Origin of the sequence: Pandoraea pnomenusa (assembly GCF_000767615.3) — a bacterium.
GTDB lineage: Bacteria > Pseudomonadota > Gammaproteobacteria > Burkholderiales > Burkholderiaceae > Pandoraea > Pandoraea pnomenusa.
The window spans coordinates 2,066,671-2,090,143 of sequence record NZ_CP009553.3; the positions used below are offsets into that span (position 1 = coordinate 2,066,671).

At 64.7% G+C, this 23,473-nt stretch carries 19 protein-coding genes and 1 pseudogene; 5 read left to right on the plus strand and 15 right to left on the minus strand.

What is annotated here, in order from left to right; all coding sequences use genetic code 11:
* Window positions 1-2: 2 nt before the first annotated feature.
* The 15 genes and pseudogenes from LV28_RS33305 to LV28_RS33375 all read right to left on the minus strand — a co-directional run bounded on the left by LV28_RS33305 (window position 3) and on the right by LV28_RS33375 (window position 16,836).
* Complete coding sequence (locus LV28_RS33305; protein ID WP_038617916.1) at window positions 3-1,700, minus strand: hypothetical protein; 1,698 nt, start codon at window positions 1,698-1,700, stop codon at window positions 3-5.
* 69 nt (window positions 1,701-1,769) lie between these two features.
* Window positions 1,770-2,915 (minus strand): dTDP-4-amino-4,6-dideoxygalactose transaminase, encoded by a 1,146-nt coding sequence (gene rffA, locus LV28_RS33310; RefSeq protein WP_025248970.1) that lies wholly within the window; start codon window positions 2,913-2,915, stop codon window positions 1,770-1,772.
* Window positions 2,916-2,946: 31 nt separating this feature from the next.
* Window positions 2,947-3,321, minus strand: coding sequence for an EamA family transporter (locus LV28_RS33315; protein ID WP_025248971.1), 375 nt, complete (start codon window positions 3,319-3,321; stop codon window positions 2,947-2,949).
* Window positions 3,318-4,250, minus strand: coding sequence for a glycoside hydrolase family protein (locus LV28_RS33320; RefSeq protein ID WP_029753856.1), 933 nt, complete (start codon window positions 4,248-4,250; stop codon window positions 3,318-3,320). The genes LV28_RS33315 and LV28_RS33320 overlap by 4 nt, the downstream gene beginning before the upstream one ends.
* The gene (locus LV28_RS33325) at window positions 4,247-4,912 is read right to left on the minus strand and encodes an acetyltransferase (RefSeq protein ID WP_038617913.1); all 666 of its coding nucleotides are present in this window, start codon (window positions 4,910-4,912) and stop codon (window positions 4,247-4,249) included. Before LV28_RS33325 ends, LV28_RS33320 begins: the two co-directional genes overlap by 4 nt.
* Window positions 4,909-5,535: a class I SAM-dependent methyltransferase gene (locus LV28_RS33330; RefSeq protein ID WP_025248974.1), complete on the minus strand. Its 627-nt coding sequence runs from the start codon at window positions 5,533-5,535 to the stop codon at window positions 4,909-4,911. Before LV28_RS33330 ends, LV28_RS33325 begins: the two co-directional genes overlap by 4 nt.
* Entirely contained in the window at window positions 5,519-6,445 is a 927-nt protein-coding gene (locus tag LV28_RS33335) for a glycosyltransferase family 2 protein (protein ID WP_025248975.1), read from the minus strand. Before LV28_RS33335 ends, LV28_RS33330 begins: the two co-directional genes overlap by 17 nt.
* Window positions 6,442-7,197 (minus strand): annotated as a pseudogene (locus LV28_RS33340) (WbqC family protein). Before LV28_RS33340 ends, LV28_RS33335 begins: the two are co-directional and overlap by 4 nt.
* Before the next feature lie 271 nt (window positions 7,198-7,468).
* Window positions 7,469-10,054: a bifunctional aconitate hydratase 2/2-methylisocitrate dehydratase gene (acnB, locus tag LV28_RS33345; RefSeq protein WP_023595405.1), complete on the minus strand. Its 2,586-nt coding sequence runs from the start codon at window positions 10,052-10,054 to the stop codon at window positions 7,469-7,471.
* Between the two features lie 119 nt (window positions 10,055-10,173).
* Window positions 10,174-11,433: an acetylornithine deacetylase gene (gene argE, locus LV28_RS33350; RefSeq protein WP_038617908.1), complete on the minus strand. Its 1,260-nt coding sequence runs from the start codon at window positions 11,431-11,433 to the stop codon at window positions 10,174-10,176.
* Window positions 11,434-11,456: 23 nt separating this feature from the next.
* A complete protein-coding gene (locus LV28_RS33355; protein ID WP_081326849.1) occupies window positions 11,457-12,860 on the minus strand; it encodes an MFS transporter in 1,404 nt (467 codons plus the stop codon).
* A gap of 167 nt (window positions 12,861-13,027) precedes the next feature.
* Window positions 13,028-14,218, minus strand: a complete 1,191-nt coding sequence (locus tag LV28_RS33360; RefSeq protein WP_038617905.1) for a glycine C-acetyltransferase — start codon at window positions 14,216-14,218, stop codon at window positions 13,028-13,030.
* Entirely contained in the window at window positions 14,208-15,155 is a 948-nt protein-coding gene (locus LV28_RS49295; RefSeq protein ID WP_023871665.1) for an aminotransferase class IV, read from the minus strand. Before LV28_RS49295 ends, LV28_RS33360 begins: the two co-directional genes overlap by 11 nt.
* 8 nt (window positions 15,156-15,163) lie before the next feature.
* Window positions 15,164-15,709, minus strand: coding sequence for a peptide deformylase (locus tag LV28_RS49300; protein ID WP_028730914.1), 546 nt, complete (start codon window positions 15,707-15,709; stop codon window positions 15,164-15,166).
* On the minus strand, window positions 15,706-16,836 hold the full coding sequence (locus LV28_RS33375; protein WP_023595409.1) for a branched-chain amino acid ABC transporter substrate-binding protein: 1,131 nt from the start codon (window positions 16,834-16,836) through the stop codon (window positions 15,706-15,708). Before LV28_RS33375 ends, LV28_RS49300 begins: the two co-directional genes overlap by 4 nt.
* A gap of 123 nt (window positions 16,837-16,959) precedes the next feature.
* Here LV28_RS33375 and LV28_RS33380 point away from each other — a divergent pair, with 123 nt between their 5' ends.
* The 5 genes from LV28_RS33380 (at window position 16,960) to LV28_RS49315 (ending at window position 23,365) form a co-directional block, all read left to right on the plus strand.
* A complete protein-coding gene (locus LV28_RS33380; protein WP_023595410.1) occupies window positions 16,960-17,451 on the plus strand; it encodes an Lrp/AsnC family transcriptional regulator in 492 nt (163 codons plus the stop codon).
* 159 nt (window positions 17,452-17,610) lie between these two features.
* Complete coding sequence (locus LV28_RS33385; RefSeq protein ID WP_023595411.1) at window positions 17,611-18,384, plus strand: SDR family oxidoreductase; 774 nt, start codon at window positions 17,611-17,613, stop codon at window positions 18,382-18,384.
* A 128-nt stretch (window positions 18,385-18,512) separates the two neighbouring features.
* On the plus strand, window positions 18,513-19,421 hold the full coding sequence (locus LV28_RS33390; protein ID WP_023595412.1) for a LysR family transcriptional regulator: 909 nt from the start codon (window positions 18,513-18,515) through the stop codon (window positions 19,419-19,421).
* Window positions 19,422-19,779: 358 nt separating this feature from the next.
* On the plus strand, window positions 19,780-21,141 hold the full coding sequence (locus LV28_RS49490; protein WP_058371635.1) for an autotransporter-associated beta strand repeat-containing protein: 1,362 nt from the start codon (window positions 19,780-19,782) through the stop codon (window positions 21,139-21,141).
* 40 nt (window positions 21,142-21,181) lie between these two features.
* Window positions 21,182-23,365, plus strand: a complete 2,184-nt coding sequence (locus LV28_RS49315; protein ID WP_058371636.1) for an autotransporter outer membrane beta-barrel domain-containing protein — start codon at window positions 21,182-21,184, stop codon at window positions 23,363-23,365.
* The last annotated feature ends 108 nt before the right edge of the window (window positions 23,366-23,473 follow it).

Here is a 23,473-nt window from a genome sequence, read left to right on the forward strand (position 1 = left end):
GCTCAGCGGGTGCCGGATGCGATGGGGTGGTCGAGATCGAAGCAGCAAATCTCGCCATCGCGACGCACCCAGGGTTCCAGCGACTTGGGCACGAACTGGCAGCGGCCCGCGAAGCGTGTCGCGCGCTTAGCACGCAGCAATCGTTCCAATCGCCCTTCGCCCTGAAGATCGATGCCGAACCCGGGCGTGAAGATGTAATCCGGCTCGAGCGGCTCCCGAAGCCCGGTAAATGCACCCAGGGCGATCGGGTCGACCAGCATGCGCTGTCCCCCGGTTGGCGAAATCCCGCACTGTGCCGCCACACGGCGAATGTCGGTGCGCGCGGCGGCGTATCGAAACGTCGGCACGGAGAACGGCTGAGCGCGCAATGTCGGGTCCGCGTGCAATGCCACGTCAAGCATGCGCGGTGCAACCGGATTTGCCAGTACCACGGCACTCGCCAGCAGCACGCCGAAGGCGGCGCAGGCACAGATGCCGGCCACGTATTTCGCGCATTCCCGCCAGGGCCACAGGGAAACGCTCATGACGACCAGCGCCGCGGCCAGGAACATCATCGGCACGCCCGTGTAAAAGTTCCACAAGCGAAATAGCGACGCCTGCCCGAGGAAGGCCGCCCAAAGCGAGAGCAGCAGCCAGCCCCGCGGGTCGCGAGCACGGGCGATCAGCCAGCGCACGAGCGCGATGGCCGGCAATGCGCACGCCATGACGAAGACGATCCGCGCGGCACCGTCGATAGCGGCGTTCGTCAACTGGACGAACGGCCTGTCGGTCAGGCCGGGCATGTCCGCGAGCCAGGCCGATTGATAGGCGTTCTGGAACAGACCGTGTCGCCAGATCTGCGCCGAGGTGACGCTGAGATTGGCCCACACGGCATTGACGAAGTCGATGGGCGACGTCAGCAAGAGCGATGGCGCGACGGTTTGCCTGGCGAGATAGTCGGCGAGGAGCGGGGCTCCCGGGCACCGTGTCATGGAGGTGAAGAAAAGCAGGCTCTGCGCGGTGCAGGCAATCACGAATGCCGCCGTGATCCAGCAAAGCACGCGATGACGGCGCCCGAACGTCAGGCATGCGCTCGCTACCGCGAGCGGAAAGAAGAACAGCGCTTTCGGGTGCAGGTAAAAGAGAAAACTGGTTGCCGCCATGAAGCCGATGGCGACCGCCAGCGCGTGACGCGGACGCGTCAGAGACGACGAGAGGGCGGGCGCGCAGCAATAGGCCGCAGCCATCAGGATCACGATCTGTTCAGCGCGAACCATGGGGATGATCAGCCCCTGAACCCCCATGGTTCCCACACTGACGACGAACACGAAGCCGATACGGCGAGCCCATGGCGACGTCAGCCATGCGCACATCCAGCGCCAGATCGCCCACAGGCATAGCGCCCAGGTCACTATGCCGATCATCCGCAGAACCCAGGGCTCGAGCACGTGATAGACCACGCCCGACACCACGGCACCCGGATACAGTGACCAGGGGACGGGAAACAGAAACGTGTCGCCGCATTGCGGCAGGAGCGTGTTGAGACGCTTGGCGTTGACGAAGAACATACCGCGCATCATGACCGATGCACTTTCGTCGCCGTATATCGGCACAAGGGCGGCCAGCACGAGCACCAGCACGGCGATGGCGACGGCGAGCAAAAACAGGACGCGCGTCGCCCCGCCGAAGAGCGGGTGCGCGTCATGCTGAACTGAACTCATTGGCACATTGGGCAAGGATTGGAGCAGGCGCCCCCAAGGGAGATGAGGACGCGGCGGGGCCGGGCGTTGCTACTGGCGCAGCAATCGATCCAGATCGGCGACGATCTCGCCCTGGGTCTCGGCATCCAACCCGATCCAGAGCGGCAATCGAACCAGTTGTCCGGCCCGTTGCTCCGTCGTCGTCAATTCGCCATGAGTGCGTGCGTAACGGCGCCCGGCCGGCGAGTCATGCAGGGGCACATAGTGAAAAACGGCGCTCGTGTTTCGCTTCGCGAGCCCGTCGATGACACGTTGGCGCTGTTCGATATCGCTCAGCAGCACGTAATACATGTGCGCGTTGTGTTGGCAGGCCTCCGGCACCACGGGCCGGCGCAGATAGCCTTGACGCTCAAGCGGCGCAAGAAGCGAATGATACCGATCCCAGATGCGCAGTCGTTCCGCCGTGATTTCCTCCGCGTGCTCGAGCTGGGCCCACAAGAAAGCCGATACCAGTTCGCCCGGCAGATAGGACGATCCCACTTCCTGCCATGTGTATTTGTCGACCTCGCCTCTGAAGAAGCGGCTGCGGTCGGTGCCTTTTTCCCGAATGATCTCGGCGCGCACGCCAAGGGCGGCGTCACGAACGAGCAAGGCACCGCCTTCGCCCGAAATGACATTCTTGGTCTCGTGAAAACTGAAAGCGCCGATGTCGCCGATAGCGCCGAGCGCCCGACCCTTGTAGGAGGCAAGCACTCCCTGTGCCGCGTCTTCGACCACCATGAGGCCATGGCGTTTTGCGATATCGAGAATGGCGTCCATCTCACACGCCACGCCGGCGTAATGCACGGCCACGATGGCTCGGGTACGAGGTGTAATGGCCGCTTCGATCAGGCGCTCGTCGAGATTCAGCGTGTCCTCGCGAATGTCGACGAACACGGGAACGCCACCGCGCAACACGAAGGCATTGGCCGTCGAGACGAAGGTGTACGAGGGCATGATGATCTCGTCGCCAGGCGCGATATCGAGCAGCAGGGCCGCCATTTCGAGCGCCGCGGTGCACGAGTGCGTCAACAGGGCCTTGGCGCACAGCGTCCTGGCTTCGATCCAGCGATGGCATTGCTTGGTGAACGGGCCATCACCGGCGAGGCGCCCGTTCTGATGTGCCTGCCCGATGTATTCCATTTCGCGGCCGGTCAGATGGGGCCAATTGAATGGGGTTTTCTTACCCGCTTCCATTTGTTGACATTCCTTCGTCAAGACGTATGGCTCAACCCTTGGCGGCGATGAGCGTGCCACAGGCAATCAGGGCGATACCCAGCAACTTTTGCGTCGAAATCGGCTCGCTCAGCAACCATGCGCTGAGAATGAGTACCACCGCGAAATTCAGGCTCGTAAACGGGTAAGCGTAGCTGAGCTCGAATTTCGTCATCGCCGCCATCCAGGCCAGCGCGGCAAGAAAGGCCGCGATGAATCCCGAGAGAATAAACGGATCGAGGAAAAGCGAGAACAGAAAACGAACTTTCTCGAACGTCTCGGCGGGAAGACTTCCGAACTTGGCGATACGCCATTTGAGCACTACCTGGCCGTAGGCCGTCAGTATGATCGTCGCAAAAATATAGACGTAATCGAATGCGCGGTTCATGTCCAGGACTCCATCACAGCGAGTCCGAAGCCAGTCAGCCCGTAGCCGTCGCCATTGAAAAGCATATATCTGCGCCCCCGATGGTCGAATACGTGGGGGTACTCGATCATCTCCGCATCCCATTCGCCCGGGGAGGGCGAAAGGTCGACGCACCCGTCGTGGCGCGTCCACCGAATTCCGTCGGCGGAGCGCGCGTAACCTATCCGGTAGCGTTGGCCGCGGCAAGAGTACCACATGTGCCAGACGTCTCCCTCACGTATGACGCTGGGACGCGAAATCGCATATTCGGAGGTGTCGGCGTAGTCGATCGCTATCGTGCCGTCACGCCGCCAGTTCACGCCATCGGGAGATTCCGCGTATTTGATGTGATACCTGTGCTCGGGCTTTCCCTGCCGGATGCGCCACTCGGTGCAGGACAGGTACCACATGCGCCAGACATCATCGCCCGGCATGACGCAGCAGCTCGCCACAAAGTGCGGCTCATGCATCGACCGGTCCACGACGGGGCCCGCGAATCTGCGCTGAAACGCCGTATGTTCCCCAGCTGGCGCGGTCGCCAGTCCGATGGCATTGCGAAAAGGGACGGTGACGCCGAGATTCCAGCCTATGTAATAGAGATACCGCTGGCCTTGCCAGGTCGCGAGCCAGGTCGCCATGGCGCCGCTGTCGTCGAATTCGCCCGTCGCCCCCGGTGTCAACACGGGGGTACGCCCGATATCGAGCACCCGTTGCGGGTGCTCGGGGTCGAAAACGAGAAACCCTGTATGACTGCGATTATCGCGATCACGACTGCTGAAATACACGCGAACATTGCCGTCCGGCAGGGGTTCTGCGATGGGTACCGCGGCGTGAGACGCCATCCAGTCCGTTTGGCCGTCGGGAACGAAAACGCGCCCGAGCTTGCGCCATCGTTGCAGGGGAGGGCTCATATTTTGCGCAACCGAGAGCTTGGCACGCGGGAGCGCTCCGTCGCATTACCGATGTAGACGCCTTCGGGTGCCGCATCTTCGAGCAGCAACGCCTGTGCGCCGATCACGCAACGGTCGCCAATGCGAATGTGGTCGCGCAGGGTCGCGTTCACACCGATGAAACACTGCTCGCCGATGACCACGCCGCCCGAAACCACAACGTGCGATGCCAGGAAGCTGTGACTGCCGATACGGGAGTGGTGCCCGATGTGATTGCCGCTCCAGAGAGTGACGTTGTCTCCAATCTCGACGAACGGCTGGATGGTATTGTCCTCCAGCACAAAGCAGTTCTCGCCGATGCGGTCGTCGTTAAGTACCGTTGCGCGCGAACTCACATAAGATGCCAACCGGTAGCCGACGGCCTTGGCAAGCTCGTAGCGGGCTTTGCGCAGGCCGTTGAGCTTTGCGTAGCTCAATGCGACGAACAGGTCGAACTGCGCCGGCGGATGCGTATGCGCGATGGTCTCGAAGTCGACCACTGGCAGACCGCAAAAGACATCGCTGGTCCGGTAGGCTGCGTCCACGGCGAATGCGGCAATCTCACGGTCGGAGTCCGACGTGAAGTAGTAGTGGGCCAACTGTGCGATGTCGCCGGTGCCGAAAATAACGAGCGGCTTGTTCATGTTCTCACCAGCATCGTGAATTCGTATAGGTCGTAGTCGTGCAGCAAGGCAACGTTGCGCGAGAACCGGCGTTTGCACAGATCGAACAGCCAGCACGGGTCCGCGTAATACAGGTCGGGCCGCATATGGTCGGCGTCGGAGTACGACGTCAGGCAGTTGAACGCGAACCCCTTGCGGCTCGTCGCGGCCATCTGTTCCAGCGTCCTGACGATGTATTCGCGCCAATCGGCATCGGATTGGTCCAGCCGCACATTGAAGATGCCGCTCGCCACGCTGTAGTCGGCGATACAGCCATCGCTCACGTCTGCGAGGAGTTCGACGTTCGGCGCGTGCGCGAGGCGGCCCGCCGCGGCATCGAGCATGGCCTGGGAGACGTCGATGCCGCGATAGAAAAAGTCGTCTCGCCGAGCCGCGAGAAAGTCGTAGAGCGCGCCGTAACCGCACCCGATGTCGTGAATCAGATAGGCGCCTTCGTTCGGCAGGATCCGGCAGAGTTGCTCGAATCGGTGCACTTGCCCGGCCTCGCTATTCCAGTCCACCCCGCGAGGCGTGTCGCCATGCTCGGTGATCTTGCGCGAGTAATATGCCGAGACTTCGTCGAGCAGTTTAGTGTTTGGCGCCATGAATTTCTCTGATGATCGTGTACGGCCGGCGTTTCGTTTCCGAGAATATCTTGGACAGGTAGATGCCGACCACACCGATGAAGGAAATGATCATGCCCCCGAGCAGCCAGATGGAGGCCATGACGGACGTCCAGCCGCTCAGCGGGCGCGAGAGCATCGACCACTGCACCAACAGCACGATGATGTAGATCGTGGCAAGACATGAAATTGCGAGACCGCAATAGAAGATGGCCACGAGCGGTACGTTGGAGAACGAGGTGACCGAATTCACCAGCAGCGCCAGCTTGCGACGCAACGTATAGGTGGTTTCGCTCGTGCTGTGCTTTCGGAGCATCAGCGGGTGCTGCACGAAGCCCGTGATGTGCCACAGGCCGGCGATGAAGACCTCGCGCTCGTCGTGCAGAACCAGGGCGTCGACGTATCGGCGCGTCATCAGGCGCGCGGTCAGCACGTCCTCGGGCAGCGCCATTCGGGTCAGCATTTTGAACAACCGGTAGAAAAGTCGTCCGCTCCATCGCTCGAACCGCCCGCCTTTGCGCTGCGCCTGAACGCCGTAGACGACGTCGCACGGCTGCGACGCCATCGCCTCCCAGAAGCGGGCCAGGTCCTCTGGCTCCTCTTCGAGGTCGATATCGATCAGGAACACGCGGTCGCCGCGCGCTTGCTGCAAGCCGGTCATCATGGCCTTGTGATGGCCGAAATTGCGCGACAGATCCACCACGACAAGATGAGGATTGTCCCGAGTCAGGGCAACGGCGACATCGCAACTGTTGTCAGGCGAACCGTCGTTGACGAGCACGATTTCAAAGTCTTCCCCGACGAGGCGCCGCGCCGCGTCGCCGATACGCTCGCAGAATTCGGCGACGTACGCAGACGATTGATACATGGTGCTCACGATGGAGAGTTTCATGGGCGCACGTACCTCATGTAGGTCTTGGCGGACGGTCCACAATTGAACAGCAGATCGACGATGGACACGGTGTGTGTGAAGTCGCCCCAGAGCTGCGGGTAGGCGGGGTAGCCGGCGTAATCGAACCAGGTCAGGGCAATGCCCCGCGCCTCGAACAGGCTGGCATCGACATAATCCTTGGCGGACGGTCCCGAAACGTACTCGCTCGCGCCAAGCTGGGCGCACAGATCCACCAGGCGCTCGGTCTTCCCGTCCGCGAGGGTGTAATCGGACGAACTTGTGATGTGCGTGGAAATCCCGAGGTAATCGCAAACCCCGGTCAGCAGATCGCGGTTCAGCGGTGACAGATGGGTGTATGACCGCTCCAGGTAGATGGGGCGAAGCCACTCGGCGATGGCGTCGAAATGCGTAGCGCGCCGGTAGTTCTGTTCAATGGTGCGCCAGTGTCGCGCGGCTCAGTCGCTCCCGTCGATCTCGGTTTCCAGGATGGTCTGGTGGTATCGGCCCTTCACGACGACGGGAACGGTCAGCCACTGCAGCCCCTGGGGCGTTTTGATCTGGTTCCGATTGCGCCAGTCGCGACGTGTGTACTGCATGTCGTCATAGAGCACAAACTCGTCCACGGCCGCGATGAGGTCGAAGTACCCTTTCCATGGCAGATAGTTGGACTGAATGATGGCAACTTTCTTCATTTCACCCGCAGTATTCCCTGATTTTGTCGCCGCAGGCTGATTCGCCCAATCCCCGGGCATCTCGCAGACGGCTGTACTCACGGGTCACGCGACCCGTTGTTGCCGACATTATCCAATAAATCGTTTGCCTGACGGCGGGCGGCGCGCGCAGGGGCCATCGCCGCGGACGCCAATGACGCAAGTTCACTGGTGTTCGACGGAACGCGAACCGGGAGCTGGACAAGCAAATGGCGCCGCGAACGTTCTGTTCGCGGCGCCATTTGCTTTGGCTACGGGGTGGCAGCGGCCTGACGCGGCGGCGTGGAACCCACGCCGCGCATCAGCCTCGTGCTCAGGCCTGCACCGTGTCGGCGACGGCCTTGAAGTCCTCGATCTGATCGAAGTTCATGTACTTGTAGATCTTGTCGCCATTGGTGTTGATCACGCCGATGTCGGCCATGTACTCTTCCCTGGACGGGATCTTGCCAAGACGCGAGCAGATCGCCGCCAGCTCCGCCGAGCCGAGATACACATTCGTGTTCTTGCCCAGGCGGTTGGGGAAGTTGCGGGTCGAGGTCGACATTACGGTCGCGCCTTCGCGCACTTGTGCCTGATTACCCATGCAAAGCGAGCAGCCCGGCATTTCCGTGCGTGCACCGGCCGTGCCGAACACCCCGTAGTGACCTTCTTCCGTCAGTTGCTTCTGGTCCATCTTCGTCGGCGGCGCGACCCACAGCTTGACCGGAATGTCGCGCTTGCCTTCGAGCAGCTTTGACGCGGCGCGGAAGTGACCGATGTTGGTCATGCACGAGCCGATGAACACCTCGTCGATCTTGGCGCCGGCGACGTCGGACAGCGTCTTCACGTCGTCCGGGTCGTTCGGGCAGGCCACGATCGGCTCATGGATGTCGGCCAGATCGATTTCGATCACCGCGGCGTACTCGGCGTCGGCATCCGGCGAGAGCAGCTTCGGATCGGCCAGCCACTGCTCCATTGCCGTGATACGGCGTTGCAGGCTGCGCGGATCCTGGTAGCCCTGCGCGATCATCCACTTCAGCAGCGTGACGTTGCTGTTGAGGTACTCGATGATCGGCTCCTTGTTCAGATGCACCGTGCAACCGGCGGCCGAGCGCTCTGCCGAGGCGTCCGACAGCTCGAACGCTTGCTCGACCTTCAGGTCGGGCAGGCCTTCGATCTCGAGGATGCGGCCCGAGAAGATGTTCTTCTTGCCTTGCTTGGCAACGGTCAGAAGCCCCTGCTTGATGGCATACAGCGGAATCGCGTTGACGAGATCGCGCAGCGTAACGCCCGGCTGCATCTTGCCCTTGAAGCGCACCAGTACCGATTCCGGCATGTCCAGCGGCATGGTGCCGGTGGCGGCCGCGAAGGCGACCAGGCCCGAACCGGCCGGGAAGCTGATGCCGATCGGGAAGCGGGTGTGCGAGTCGCCGCCCGTGCCGACGGTGTCGGGCAGCAGCATACGGTTCAGCCACGAGTGAATCACGCCGTCGCCCGGGCGCAGCGCGATACCGCCGCGCGTGGCGATGAAGTTCGGCAGCGTCTGGTGCGTCTTCACGTCGACCGGCTTCGGATACGCGGCGGTGTGGCAGAACGACTGCATCACCAGGTCGGCCGAGAAGCCGAGGCACGCCAGATCCTTGAGTTCGTCGCGAGTCATCGGACCGGTGGTGTCCTGCGAGCCCACCGACGTCATCTTCGGCTCGCAATAGGTCCCCGGACGGACCCCTTGCCCTTCGGGCAGACCGCAGGCACGGCCGACCATCTTTTGCGCGAGCGAGAAGCCCTTGCCGCTATCGGCCGGTTGCTGCGCCAGACGGAACAGCGTGGACGGCGGCAGACCCAGCGCTTCGCGGGCCTTGGCCGTCAGGCCGCGACCGATGATCAGGGGAATACGGCCGCCGGCGCGCACTTCGTCGAACAGCACGTCGGACTTGACCTGGAATTCGGCGATCACTTCGCCGTTCTTCAGGGCCTTGCCCTCGTACGGACGCAGCTCGACCACATCGCCCATTTCCATCTTCGACACGTCGAGCTCGATCGGCAGCGCGCCGGCGTCTTCCATCGTGTTGTAGAAGATCGGAGCGATCTTGCTGCCCAGGCACACGCCGCCAAAGCGCTTGTTCGGAATGAACGGGATGTCCTGGCCCGTGAACCACAGCACCGAGTTGGTGGCGGACTTGCGCGAGGAACCCGTGCCGACCACGTCACCCACATAGGCGACGAGATGGCCCTTTTCCTTGAGCGATTCGATGAACTTGACCGGGCCGCGCTTGCCGTCTTCTTCCGGGGTGATGCCCGGACGCGCGTTCTTGAGCATGGCGAGCGCGTGCAGCGGGATGTCCGGGCGGGTCGTGGCGTCCGGGGCCGGAGAGAGGTCGTCGGTGTTGGTTTCGCCCGGCACCTTGAACACGGTGATGGTCAGGCTTTGCGGCACTTCCGGGCGGCTCGTGAACCACTCGGCGTCGGCCCAGCTTTGCAGCACGGCGCGGGCGTTGGCATTGCCCTTGTCGGCCAGCTCCTTCACGTCATGGAACTGATCGAACATCAGCAGGGTGTTCTTCAGCGCGTCGGCCGCGACCGTGCCGACTTCGGCATCGGACAGCAGTTCGATCAGCGGCTGGATGTTGTAGCCGCCCAGCATGGTGCCGAGCAGTTCGGTGGCGCGGGCGCGCGAGATGAGCGAGCAGGCGGTTTCGCCCTTGGCCACGGCGGCCAGGAAACCGGCCTTCACGCGGGCGGCTTCGTCCACGCCGGCGGGCACGCGATGGGTGATGAGATCAAGCAGCGTTTGCGCTTCGCCGGCCGGCGGATTGGTCAGCAGCTCGACCAGTTCAGCGGTCTGCTGCGCCGTCAGCGGCAAGGGGGGAATACCAAGCGCGGCGCGGGCGGCCACGTGAGCACGATAGTTTTCGAGCATGAGAAGACCTGCTGGTGGTGCGTTTCGGGGGAGGGTGTCAGACCTCCAAGGCTTTTTCCAATACTGCTTTTGCCCGAGATTTTAGTCCCTATGCCAGGTGCGGTCAAATGTCTTATGTCTTATATAAGAGTTGAGGCTGTGGTGGAAGGCGCGATGAGCTTCGACAGAAACCGTTCGCATCGGGCGATCTCGGCCAGCGCCACGAATTCGTCGGGCTGATGGGCCTGTTCGATGCTGCCGGGGCCGCAGACCACCGTCGGGATGCCGGCGCGCTGGAAGAAGCCGGCCTCCGTGCCGTAGGAGACCTTGCGGGCGGCGGTGTCGCGCGTGAGGGCGTGCATCAACTGCACGAAGGGCGCCGACGCGGGCGCTTGCATCGACGGCGGGGCGGCGATCTTCGTGAACCGGATCGTGGCGTTCGGATGCACCCGTGCCATCTCCGGAATGAGGGTCTGCGCGGCGAACGCCTCGATCCGGGCGAACACGGCGTCGGCGTCGACACCGGGCAGATTCCGGTATTCGAAGACAAATTCGCACGCGGCGGGAATCGTGTTCAGGGCGATCCCCCCTGAGATCGTGCCGGTCTGCGCCGTGCTGAACGGGACATCGAAACCGTCGTCGTAGGGACCGTTGGCCGCAAAGGCGTCCGCAACATCGCGAATGTGGCAAATCAGTCGCGCCGCATACTCGATGGCGTTGACTCCGCGCGGTGTGAGCGAGGAGTGCGCCGCATGCCCGTGAACGCAGCAACGGTAGATATTGATGCCCTTGTGCGCGACGATCACGCGCATGCCGGTCGGCTCGCCCACCACGCAGCCTTGCGGCCGGATATTGCGGCGCGCCATGGCGGCGAGCATGGGCGAGACGCCGAGGCACCCGACCTCCTCGTCGTACGAGAAGGCGAGATGGACCGGCACCCCGGGTGGCGTTGCGCACCACGCCGGCACCCGACTCATGACGGTGCCGATGAAGCCCTTCATGTCGCACGCCCCGCGCCCGTAAAGGCGACCGTTTCGCACTGTCGGCGAGAACGGCGGGCTGTGCCAGTCCTGGCCGTCGACCGGTACCACGTCGGTATGCCCGGACAGTACGATGCCGCCTTGCGTGCGGCCGTCGCTCGCCGGCAGGGTGGCGAAGAGGTTGGCCTTGGCGCCGCTCGCGTCGTAGTCGAGCCAGGCATGCACCCCGTGGGATCGGAGGTCGTCGCGAACCGCTTCGATCAGGCCGAGATTGGACTGGCGGCTTGTCGTATCGATCGCGATCAGGCGCGAGATCCATTCGATGGCGGCGCTCGACGCCGGTTGCCCGGGCTCGTCGCGACATGAGGCGGAGACGGTGTCGTTGTCGGTGGACGGGGGGATGGGTTTGGACGATGCCATGGGGGGAGTTCCTGTCGCGGGCGTCAGATCAATGCCGAGTGCGCCGTCTCGTGCGAGAGCCGCGATGCGACGAGGCTTGCGAGCGCCCCGGCGGCGATGTACCAGGTGAGCGAGAGCACATTGCCGGTGGTCCCGATGAGCCATGTCGCGACGAACGGGGCGAAGCCGCCGAAGATCGTGACGGACACGTTGTAACTCAGCGAGATGGAAGTGGTGCGCACCGCGGCCGGATACAACTCGACCTGCCAGGCCGGGGCGGGTCCCGTCATCATCGCCATGAAGGTGGCGAGCAGGCACAGCGCACCGAGCACCGGCAGCGTGTGCGGATGGGCCGACATGAAGGCGAACAGCGGGTATGTGCCGACGAGAACGCACAGTGCGCCGGCGCTCATGAGCGGACGACGGCCCCACCGATCGGATAGTCGCCCCATCACCGGTGACAGGACCATGAAGCAGGCGATCTGCAGGCTCACGGCGGCCAGCGCCTCGCTCGCGGGCAGTCCCAGCGTGCGCGTCAGGTAGATGGGCATGTACAACAGGTAGAGATAGTTGGTGACGGTCCAGCCGATCGTGAAGAGGCTGCCGATGCCAAGGGCGCGGCGCTGCTCGCGCAGTGCGGTGCGAATGGGCGATGACGGAGACGTCCCGGCTTGCGCGCCGCCGCGCGGCGGCTCGTCGACGTTGCGCCGCAGCCAGAAGCCGAAGGTGCCGATGACGACCGCGCCCAGCACGAACGGCACGCGCCATCCCCAGTCATTCAGGGCCTGTGTCGACATGAACCAGGTCATGACGCCAGCGGTGAGCGAGCCCAGCAGCAGCGCGACGGCAAGGCTGGCCTGCTGCCAGCTGCCGTACAGGCCGCGACGGTGCGCAGGTGCGTATTCGACGATGAAGCTCGTGGCGCCGCCCCATTCGCCGCCGGACGCGAAGCCCTGCAATACGCGCGCGATCACGATCGATATCGAGGCATACACGCCCGCCGTGTCGAACGCGGGCGTGAGGCCGATCATCGCCGTGCCGATCGCCATGAGCAGGATCACGACCAGCAGGGCGGCCTTGCGTCCCGCACGGTCGCCGTACGCCCCGAGAACGGCGGCACCCACCGGGCGCGCAACGAAACCCACGCCGAACGTGGCGATCGCGACGAGAAATGACGTCGATTCGCTGGCCGCCGGGAAAAAGTGATGGGCGATTTGTGGCGAGAAGTAGGCGTAGAGCACAAAGTCGTACCACTCGAGGATGTTGCCGAGCGAGGCGGCCACGACTGCGCGTCTGGCCTGTGTCCGTGTCGTGCGGCGGGTGCCTGTCGGACATGGCCTATCGGCGGCGCTACCCGGGATGTCGGTGACGGCGGCAGGAAGATGGGTGTCGGCCGGCGCGGCGGCGTGTGGCCAGTTGTCATGCGCTTGCGAAGGGTTCGAGTTCATGAGGCAACCTGATGAGTGGACAGGGAAGTACGCCCGTGAAGGGACAGGCCGCGTCCGAGGCTCGGACCGGCGCTGGCGACGACGGGAGGGGAATGCGGCCGGCCTTGTGGCCGCTGGTGCGCGAGGGGCCCGATGGCCGCCGATGGCGCGCGAACGCTTCCGCGGTGCTAGTGGCGCATCGAGCGGAACGCGTCCACGACCCGGTCGAGGTCGCCGTCGGACAGCGCGAGTGACGCCTGCAGCCGCAAACGGGCCTGACCCTCGGGAACGACCGGGTACGAGAACGCTTGCGCCAGAATGCCGTGCTGCGCGAGCGCCGACGCGGCGGCCTGAGCACGTGCCGACGTTCCGAAGCGGACCGGCACGATCGGATGGTCGCCAGGGATGACATCGAAGCCTGCCGCTGTCAGGCGCTCGCGCAAATAGATGCTCATCGCTCGCAGGCGCGCGAAGTCGATCTGACCTTGTTCGATCAGGTCCAGGACGCGAAGCGCGGCGGCGGCGATCGCGGGCATCAGGGCATTGGAGAACAGATAGGGGCGTCCGAACTGGCGCAGCGTATCGACCACGGCCTGCGGCCCCGCCACGAATCCGCCTGCCGCGCCACCCAGTGCCTTGCCGAGCGTGCCGACGAAAACGTCGACCGCGGCGGACTGCGCCTGCGCCTGGGCGGTTCCGCGCCCCGTCTCGCCGATGACCCCAATGCCATGCGAGTCATCCACGACGAAGAGTGCCTGGCGCTCTCGACACAGCGCGGCCAGGGCCTGGAGCGGTGCCTGCGTGCCATCCATGGAGAACACGCCGTCGCTCACCAGCAGACGTGCGCGGGCGTCGTTCGCTTCGTCGAAGGCCCGCGCGGCGCTGTCGACATCGCGATGCGCGTAACGAAAGCGGGCGGCCCGGCTCAGGCGTATGCCGTCGATGATGCTCGCATGATTGAGCGCGTCGGAGAACACGGCGTCCTCATCGCTCAACAGCGCCTCGAAGAGCGCGCCGTTGGCGTCGAAAGCCGAAGGGAACAGCGCGCATACCTCGGTGCCGAGAAAGTCGGCCAGCCGTTGCTCCAGTTCCCAATGCAGCGCATGCGTGCCGCTGATGAAGCGAACCGAGGCCATGCCCAGGCCGAAGCGCGAAATGGCTTCCGTCGCCGCCTCGACGATGCGGGCGTCGCCAGCCAACCCGAGGTAATTGTTGGCGCACAGATTGAGATACCCGCGTGGCGCCTCGGCGGCGCTCGTGTGCGCGGTGATGCGGCCGCCCTGCGGCGAGCCGATCGCGATCTCGCGCTTGAGGGCGTGCCGCTCGACGAGCGCTTGCCGGCGGGCTTCGAGACGGGAGCGCAGCGCCTCAGCGAACACGATCCGCCCCGTCGTAGTCGACCGCCAGCGTCCAGGCCGGATCGTCGTGCCAATCCCAGTAGGTGCGAAAGATCGTCCGGGTCAGCTCGCCCGGCATGCCATCGCCGACGGCGACGTCGTTCAGGCGCGTGACCGGCATGATGCCGCCTGCCGTCGACGTGATGAAGATCTCGTCGGCGTGACGCAGTTGTGCTTCGCTCACGTTGCCCGCGTGCACTTCGATGCCGAGTCGTTCGGCAATGTCGAACACCGTACGGCGGGTGATGCCATGCAGCACACCGCGCTCGGGCGTGTACAGGGCGCCTTCCTTGACTGCGAAGATGTTGAAGCCCGGGCCTTCGGCAACGTTGCCGTCCATGTCCTTGATGACGACGGTCTCCGCCCCGGCGTCGAACCCCTGGAATTGGGCGGTGACCAGATCGAGCCAGTGGTAGTTCTTGATCTGCGGGTCCACCGACTCCGGCGGGATCCGACGTACGGTATCGATCAGGTGCAGATGCAATCCTTCCTTGAGTTGCCGGGCGTTGGCCACCGAACCGTAGGGCACGGCGAACGCGACGAACTGGTTCGCGGCGTCGCGCGGGTCGCGGCTGAATGTCGGCGAGAGGCCGCGCGTGCACAGCATCTCGACGTACGCGTTGCGCAGCCCGGAGCGTCGGACGCACTCGACGAGGATGTCGCGCAGCGCGTCGTCGTCGTACGCCACTCGCAAGCGCAGCTTCTCGAGCGAGCGGCGGAATCTCGCGATATGCAAATCCAGCCGGAAGAACCTGCCATTCCAGACGTGCACGGTGTCGTAGGTCACGTCGGAGTGCAGCAACCCCCAGTCGAGCACGGAGATGCGGGCCTCGGACATGGGAAGGTATTGGCCGGCCATGAAGGCCGTGCCCGGGGGGTAGGTCAGACCGTCGATGCGGCCAACGTCGGGGCGGGTCATCACGTCTCTCACAGAGGTTGAGGAAAGTAGTCGACTTGTGCGGCGAAGGCCGCGCGGTGCGCCTCGAAGACCGTGCGGTGCACGACGGCGTTTTCGCCGACGGCGCGATCGAACGAGAGCTTGCCGTCGAGATGGTCGATCTCGTGTTGCAGCAGTTCGGATTCCGGGCGGCCGAGCGCCTGCCGGAGATGCCGCTCGCCGCGCATGTCCAGAAAGTCCACGGAGATCGACGCGAAGCGCGCCACCCGCACGAGCATGTCCGGAAAGCACATGCAGTCGTCCCAGAGCGTCATGCGTTCGCTGCTGGTCCACACGATCTGCGGATTGACGATGACGTCGGGCCATCCCGGCATGGCCAGTCCGATCATGCGTTTGCGAATGCCGATTTGCGGCGCGGCGATGGCGCGTCCGAAACCGTGTTCCGCCCGGAACGCCCGGATCGCCTCGCCCAGCGCGTTGGCTTCACGCACGACGACGGGGTCGTCCAGACGCGTGACCTCGGCGGCCACTTCGCGCAGGCCGGGCGATCCGACCCGGAGAATGTCGAGACTCATTTCGATACCTCGGTCAAAGCCATTTTCTTGCCTTCCTTGTAGGTGGAGATGGTGGCGGCCGGCTGGCGCAGATCGCCGCGCTCGTCAAATGCGATCTGCCCTGTGACACCGCTGAACGAAACGTGATGTAGCGCTTGCACGATCTTGTCGGGGTCCGTGGATTGCGCGGCGACGGCGGCGCGATAAATTGCGGTCATGGCGTCGTAGGCATAGGGGGCATAGAGCTGGACCGGCTCGCCGTACTTCTGGCGGAACTTCGCGGCGAACGCCGCGCCGCCCGGCATCTTGGCGAGGCTGCGTCCCCCGTCGGCACAGAAGAGATTGCCGTCGAGCGCGGCGCCCGCCAGCCGGATCATTTCAGCGGTGCAAAGTCCGTCGCCGCCGACCAGTGGCGCGGCAATCGAATATTGACGCATCTGCTTGAGCATCGGCCCGCCCTGGGCATCCATGCCGCCGAAGAAAATGGCGTCCGGATTTTCACGTTTGACGCGGGTCAGCACGGCCGAGAAGTCGAATGCCTTGTCGGTGGAATACTCGCGCGCCACGATCTTCGCCCCGGCCTTCTCGGCCTGGCGGGCAAAGACTTCGGCGATGCCCTGTCCGTAGGCGGTACGGTCGTCGATGACGGCGATGCGCCGCGCACGCAACTGCGTGGCGACGTATTGCGAGAGGGCCTGCCCGAGGTAATCGTCGTTGGCCAGCATGCGGAACGTCGTGTCGAAACCGAGGCGCGTGAACTCTGGGTTGGTGGCCGACGGCGTGAGTTCGGCGATGTGCTGTTGGGCGTAGATACGCGCCACGGCGATGGAGGTACCGGAGTTCTGATGGCCGATCACGGCACTCACGCGGTTGTCGGCGAAGCGTTGGGCCACGGTGGTGGCGATGCGCGGGTCGGCGCCGTCGTCCTGCGCGTCGAGCGCGAACTGGACCGGCTTGCCGCCGATGACCGGATGCGTGGCATTGATCTCGTCCATTGCCAGGCGAATGCCGCGCTCGCTGTCCTTGCCGAAGTGCGCCTGAGCGCCTGTGAGTGCGCCGGCATAGCCGATGGTCACCACCGTTTGCGCGTGCACGCTCAGGGTGCAAAGCATGGCCGCGGCGGCGGCGGCAAGGGCTTTCGGGAACATGATTTTCTCCATGGAATCGATCGGGTGGCGATGCTACGATTCTAGGGACCGGTCGCGAAATTCAATATTCGCGCGGATCATGTTTGCTTAACCGGATTTCTTTTTTCAGGGTGTTTGCGAAATATGAGTCAGAACCCCGCCACGCCACTCGACGAATACGACCTGCGTATTCTTTCTCTGCTGCAAGTCGATAACCAGATCAGCAACCAGGCGCTGGCCGCCGAGGTGAATCTGAGTCCGCCAGCCTGCCTGAGGCGGGTGAGGCGGCTGCGCGAAGAGAAGTACATCCAGAAGGACATCTCGGTCGTGGATCCCAACAAGGTGGGGCTGCCTATCATGATGTGGGTGTTGGTCCAGGTCGAGCGCGAGCGGCTCGACCTGCTCGACGAGTTCAAGCGGTTCCTTCAGTCCGTGCCGGAAGTGATGCAGTGTTATGTCGTCACGGGGCGCGCGGATTTCGCGATGATGATCGCCGTGCGCGACATCGACCATTACGAAGCGTTTGCGACGCGCGTCTTTCGTCAGAATCCGAATATTCGGCACTTCGAGACAATGGTGGTGATGTCACGCGTGAAGTTCGGCATGTCGCTTCCGCTTGACGAGGCGCGCGAGTGAGCGGCACGTCGGGCCGTAACCGAACGTGTGCCGATCGCGGCCGGCGTGGGGTAGGCGTGGATTAGTACGATTTTCTGGATGATCCATCCAGACTCAAGTTGTTTATGCAAGTGCGCCGAGTGTCTACATTGGAGTCTCCCCTTCAGCAAGGAGCATTTCATGGCAGACCACGCAATTCAGGGCAAGGTGGTATTGATTGCCGGCGGCGCGAAGAATCTCGGCGGGCTGATCGCCCGCGATCTGGCACGGCACGGCGCCAGGGCCATTGCGATCCATTACAACAGCGCGGCGAGCGCGGCGTCGGCACAGGAGACGGTTGCCGAGGTCGAAGCCCTGGGGGCCAGGGCGGTGGCGTTTCAGGCGGATTTGAGTGCGGCTTCGGCCGTCGAGACCCTGTTTCGCGATGCCACCGATGCGGTCGGACGGCCGGATATCGCCATCAACACGGTGGGCAAGGTGCTCAAGAAGCCCCTCGTCGAGATCACCGAAGCGGAATACGACGAGATGAGCGCGGTCAACGCGAAGGCCGCCTTTTTCTTCCTGAAGGAAGCGGGCAAGCATGTAAACGATCATGGCAAGATCGTCACGTTGGTGACCTCGCTGCTCGGCGCATTCACGCCGTTCTATGCGTCGTACGCCGGAACCAAGGCGCCGGTGGAGCATTTCACCCGCGCGGCGGCCAAGGAGTTCGGTGCGCGCGGCATTTCGGTGACTGCCGTGGGACCGGGGCCGATGGACACGCCGTTCTTCTACCCCGCCGAGGGCGAGGATGCCGTGGCGTATCACAAGACGGCGGCCGCGTTGTCACCGTTCAGCAAGACAGGACTGACCGACATCGAGGACGTCGTGCCGTTCATTCGCCACCTGGTAAGCGATGGATGGTGGATCACCGGTCAGACGATCCTCATCAACGGCGGCTACACGACCAAGTGAGTGCGCGCCCGGTCCGTGATCGCGGGACCCACACGACGGCGGCGCGAACTGACGTTCGGGCACGAGCCGTCGTGCCGGCGCTCATTCGGGGTCGGGGCGGATCGATTGGGGCGTGATAAAAGGCGGACATGGATAGATTCGATCGATACCGGATCTTCGTGAAAGTGGCGGAGATGGGCAGCTTCATCAAGGCGGCGCACGCATTGGAGGTGCCGCGCGCGTCCGTGTCCGCCGCGATTGCGCAGTTGGAGGCGCAGGTCGGCACACGCGTGCTGCATCGAACCACTCGGCGGGTCACGCTCACCGCCGACGGCACGCAACTGCTCGAGCGCGTACGGGGATTGCTGGCCGACGCCGAGGAAATCGACCTGTTGTTTCACGCCAGCCAGCGCCAGGTATCCGGCCAGTTGCAGATCGACGTTCCCAGCCGGATCGCGCGTCGGCTCATCGCGCCGGCGCTGCCGACGCTGCTGCGCCGGCATCCGCGCCTGCGCCTGATGCTGCGATCGAGCGATCGTGCCGTCGATCTGGTCCAGGAGGGCGTGGACTGTGCGGTACGCGTGGGCCTGTTGCACGACAGCAGTCTGGTCGTGCGGGCGCTGGGCGCGATTTCGCTGATCAACTGTGCAAGTCCCGGCTATCTCGAGGAATTCGGCACCCCCCGTCGCCCGGAGGACCTGCTCGCCGGGCATTGCGCCGTCGGGTACGCGTCGCCGACAACCGGGCGCGAGTTGCCGTGGGAGTATCGCGACGAAGGCGGCGTGGCGCGTGCCCTCGACGTTCCCAGTCAGGTGGTGACCAACAATGCCGAAAACTACATCGCATGTTGTCGCGCGGGCCTGGGGCTGATCCAGATTCCGCGTTTCGATGTGCAATATCTGCTTGATTCCGGCGAACTTGTCGAGGTCATGCCCGAAGCTCGCGCGGCGCCCATGCCGGTCTCGTTGCTTTACCCGCACCGCCGCCAACGCTCGCGACGCCTGACCGTGTTTCTAGACTGGTTCGAGGCACTGATGCAACCGCATCTGGAGGCGTGACCTTCGCGCCCGTCAAGGGGGCGGCGAACCCGGGCGAGCGAGGGTGGCGAATTACCTTCCTTTGTATTACATTCGGTGTCCGATGCGCCCGTCTACGCGGTCGCGTCGTCCCAGCGCTCGACAATTTCAATTCGAACGGCATCTCAGAGCACTGGTGTTCGAGAACTGCCGTACTGCGGGGGAAAGGCCGAATCTTCTCGGTCGCCGGTCGCCATGCACGGCGCAAAACGAGAGGATATCCGTGGTCTCACGCAAACCCAGGCGCGTATCGCGCCGTGTCAAATCCGCCCAGCCTCCGTCCGCGACGCCCGCGCTGCACGACGTTCGCCATCCATTGTCGCGGCCGACGCGGCATGCCATGGGGGCACGAATTGTTCGCACTGCAACCAGTACGGCGGTCGCACTGGCGCTCGCGGGCACCGCGCCGTCCCTATGGGCCGCCGGGACTTGTACCGTCAGCGACATCAGCGGCTGTGGTGCGGCGGGCGGCGACGGAGCCTCGGGACGCGGCGGACCGGGCGGCGCGGGCAATGGCCAGGGGGGCGGTTCGAGTACGATTGATTCGAACAGCGTGACGGTACAGGTCCCCGGAGGCTGGGCGCCACAGGGGACGGGCGGCACGGGGGCTTCCGGCGACGGCGGCACGTCTTCGGGCGGAGCGCCTGCACAGGTCGTCTTCTCCAGCGGCTTTGTGGTCAACGGGCCGGTTGTCGGCCCTGGAGGCCTCGCCGGGGCCGATGGCACCAATTTTGCATCCGGCGGGAACGGCGGCGGCGCAGGACTCTATTACCTGGGTGACGACATCACCGTCTCGTCGGCGGGCGCGATCGTCGGCGGCGCGGGTGGTCAGGGCGGCAACGCCTCGGCAGGCGTCGGCAACGGCGGCGGCGGCGGTGGCGGCGGGGCCGGGATGATCTCTGCCGGCGTCGTGACATCGATCAGCAATTCGGGGACGATTTCGGGCGGCGCTGGCGGTAACGGCGGCGCCGGCGGCTTCAGCGGCGGCGGTGGCGCTGGCGGGGATGGGATATTGTCGCTCCAGGGAAGCGCCAACATTTTCAATATCGGAACGATCTCGGGCGGTGCTGGAGGCGCTGCGGGTAGTGCCACGTTCGCTGGAGGCACGGCGGGTAGCGGCGGTATCGGCGTCAATCTCGCAGGAACACGCAACTCGGTCGCCAACATCGGGACGATCTCGGGCGGTGCCGGTCTGGTGGGCGGCGTTGGCGTGCGCACGCGCGGCATGGACATCATCACCAACGCTGGCGTCATCATGGGTGGGATGTCCAACGGCGGCGCGCCGCGAGCCGCGGCAATCGAGTTTGGCGGCCTGAACAACGGTCTGAACCTGCTGACCGGCTCGGCGATTCTCGGCGACCTGCTGTTCGATGCGGGTGCGAGCGCGACCATCAGCGCCAGCAATGCGGGGCTGACGTTGAACAATGCCGTCGTGCTCAGCGACGCGGCGTCGAATGTGATCTTCTCCACCGCGACGAACAGCCTGACGATGTCGGGCGTGGTCTCCGGCGCGGGCGCACTGACGCTCGGGGGGATCGCCTCGAAGGCGTTGACGCTCACGTCGGCCAACACTTACACCGGCGCCACCACGATCAACAGCGGCACGCTGGCCCTGTCGGGCAGCGGCAGTGTCGCCGCTTCGGCAGGGGTCACCGTCGTCGGCGTTGGCGGCGTGGGGGCGTGTTCGACATTTCGGGCGTGAGCGCCGGTGCGTCGATCCAGGCGCTTTCCGGGGGGGCGCCGTGCAGCTCGGCAGCCAGACGCTATCGCTCACGAACGCGGCTGGAACCTTCGACGGTGTCATCGGCGGCACCGGTGGCATACGTCTTGCCGGCGGCACACAGACGCTCACTGGCGTGAACACCTACTCGGGCGCCACCACGATCAACAACGGGGCGGCGCTGGCACTGAGCGGCGGCGCGAGCATCGCGTCGTCGAGCGGTGTGGCCAACAATGGCACGCTCGATATTTCCGCCACGACGAATGGTGCCTCGCTGACGGCCCTGACCGGGCCTGGCTCGGTCGCGCTCGGGGCGCGCACGCTGACGCTCACGAATGCGTCGGGTGTATTCTCCGGCGCGATCGGCGGCACGGGCGGATTGACGCTGAACGGCGGCACGCAGACGCTGGCCGGCGCCAACAGCTACACCGGCGCGACCACGATCAACGGCGGCACGCTGGCACTGGCGGCGGGCGGACAGTTGTCGTCGGCCACGACCCTCTCCCTGGTCGGCAGCGGTGCGACATTCGACGCGTCCGGCGCGGGCGCGCAGACGCTCTCCGGCCTGTCCGGAGGGGCAGGCACAAGCGTCGCCATAGGCACGAGCACCCTGACGCTCGAGACGGCCACCAACACAACGTATGCCGGCGCACTCACCGGCAGCGGCGCCTTCGTCAAACAGGGGGCCGGCATGCTCGTGCTCAATGGCGCGAGCAATGCATTTACCGGGGCGACCACCGTGGGTGCGGGCACGCTCGAGGTCGGCGATGCCGCTCACGAGAGCGCGGTACTGGGCGGCAACGTGGCGGTCGGTTCGCAGGGCACACTGCGCGGTCACGGCACGATTCTGGGCAGCGTGACCAACAGCGGGATCGTGGCGCCGGGCGGTTCCATCGGTACGCTGAGTGTGGGCGGCAACTACACCCAGGCGTCGAACGCGACGATGGCCATCGAGGTCAGTCCGACAGCGGCGTCGCTGCTCAAGGTGTCGGGCAGCGCAACGTTGAATGGCGTACTTGCCATCACGTACGATCCGGGCACCTACCGGTCGACGCGCTACACCGTGCTGAGCGCCGCGAACGGTGTGAGCGGACGCTTCTCGTCGGTAACCGAAGCGTTGTCGGCCGGTGCCGACCTCGGTAATTTGCGCTCCGCCCTGAGCTACGGCGCGAACGACGTGACGCTCGCGCTCAACGCGCCGGGGACCGCGGACCCCGGGGCCGTCGATCCGTCAGGAGGCGTTGTCATCGCGCCGAAGAACACCAGCATTTTCACGGCCTTGGGGACCGCTTCGCTGATGAACGCCCAGTCGGCGACGGCGGCGGTGCTCGACCAGGCCACGCGCCGCACTGTGGAGACGGGATTGGCCACCGGTGATGCGGCATCTGGCGGCCCTTCGGTCTGGGCGAACGCGACAGGACTTCACGGCCGTCTGTCGGGTTCCGACGGTCAGCCCGGTTTTCAGGAGAACCGTTACGGCTTCCTTGCGGGCGCGCACAAGCGCGTGGAGCGCAACACGTTCGGGCTGGCTGGCGGCTATTCGCACGCCGATCTCTCGGAGACGGGGACGGCGAACTCGGGCACGATCGACACGCTTCGGCTGGCCGCGTACGCCAGTCGCGAAATGGGACCGATCGATGTTGCGGCAACGGTAGGCTACGGGCTCGATTTCCTGTCGCAAAAGCGCCCCTTCGCAGGCATCGGAACCGCGCAAGGGGACCATGTCGGACAGGAGTTCACGGCGGCGGCGCAGGTGAGCGCGCCGATGTCGATTGCCGGGATAGTCGTCACGCCGCGCGCCGGCCTGCGCTACGCCTATTTTCATGCGAACGGTTTCGACGAAAGCGATGCGGGCGGGCAGAATCTGCGCGTGGGCACGGACAATACCCGCAGCCTTCAGCCGTTCGTTGGCGTGACGCTCGACAAGGCGTTCGGAGATGCGCTGCGGCCGATGCACGTGCAGGTTCGCGCGGCGTATGCACATGAGTTGCTCGATGCCGGTCGGGCGATTACCGTGGCGTCGCAGGACGGCACGATCTTCGTCGCACCGGGCACGCATCTGGCGCGCGGCTATCTGACGCTCGGCGCCAGCTTCGGTGTAACGCTCGCCAGACACCTGGACGTCTCGCTCGCGTACGACGCCCTCGTCAACACCGCACGGGCGTCAGCGCAGGCGGGAAGCTTGAAGGTGACCTACCGGTTCTGATCGCAAGCGGTCGATCAAGGGGCGGCGAACCGACGTCAGGCGCCGCCCCAGTGTCGCCGCGCGGAGCGACAGACTCTCCAGCGTCGGCGGGAAGATCGGGCAACGTCG

Coding starts and splice junctions, on each gene's coding strand:
- LV28_RS33305 (WP_038617916.1), bottom strand. CDS start 1,700: ATGAGTTCAGTTCAGCATGACGCGCACCCGCTCTTCGGCGGGGCGACG.
- rffA (WP_025248970.1), bottom strand. CDS start 2,915: ATGGAAGCGGGTAAGAAAACCCCATTCAATTGGCCCCATCTGACCGGC.
- LV28_RS33315 (WP_025248971.1), bottom strand. CDS start 3,321: ATGAACCGCGCATTCGATTACGTCTATATTTTTGCGACGATCATACTG.
- LV28_RS33320 (WP_029753856.1), bottom strand. CDS start 4,250: ATGAGCCCTCCCCTGCAACGATGGCGCAAGCTCGGGCGCGTTTTCGTT.
- LV28_RS33325 (WP_038617913.1), bottom strand. CDS start 4,912: ATGAACAAGCCGCTCGTTATTTTCGGCACCGGCGACATCGCACAGTTG.
- LV28_RS33330 (WP_025248974.1), bottom strand. CDS start 5,535: ATGGCGCCAAACACTAAACTGCTCGACGAAGTCTCGGCATATTACTCG.
- LV28_RS33335 (WP_025248975.1), bottom strand. CDS start 6,445: ATGAAACTCTCCATCGTGAGCACCATGTATCAATCGTCTGCGTACGTC.
- acnB (WP_023595405.1), bottom strand. CDS start 10,054: ATGCTCGAAAACTATCGTGCTCACGTGGCCGCCCGCGCCGCGCTTGGT.
- argE (WP_038617908.1), bottom strand. CDS start 11,433: ATGGCATCGTCCAAACCCATCCCCCCGTCCACCGACAACGACACCGTC.
- LV28_RS33355 (WP_081326849.1), bottom strand. CDS start 12,860: ATGAACTCGAACCCTTCGCAAGCGCATGACAACTGGCCACACGCCGCC.
- LV28_RS49295 (WP_023871665.1), bottom strand. CDS start 15,155: ATGACCCGCCCCGACGTTGGCCGCATCGACGGTCTGACCTACCCCCCG.
- LV28_RS49300 (WP_028730914.1), bottom strand. CDS start 15,709: ATGAGTCTCGACATTCTCCGGGTCGGATCGCCCGGCCTGCGCGAAGTG.
- LV28_RS33375 (WP_023595409.1), bottom strand. CDS start 16,836: ATGTTCCCGAAAGCCCTTGCCGCCGCCGCCGCGGCCATGCTTTGCACC.
- LV28_RS33380 (WP_023595410.1), top strand. CDS start 16,960: ATGAGTCAGAACCCCGCCACGCCACTCGACGAATACGACCTGCGTATT.
- LV28_RS33385 (WP_023595411.1), top strand. CDS start 17,611: ATGGCAGACCACGCAATTCAGGGCAAGGTGGTATTGATTGCCGGCGGC.
- LV28_RS33390 (WP_023595412.1), top strand. CDS start 18,513: ATGGATAGATTCGATCGATACCGGATCTTCGTGAAAGTGGCGGAGATG.
- LV28_RS49490 (WP_058371635.1), top strand. CDS start 19,780: ATGGGGGCACGAATTGTTCGCACTGCAACCAGTACGGCGGTCGCACTG.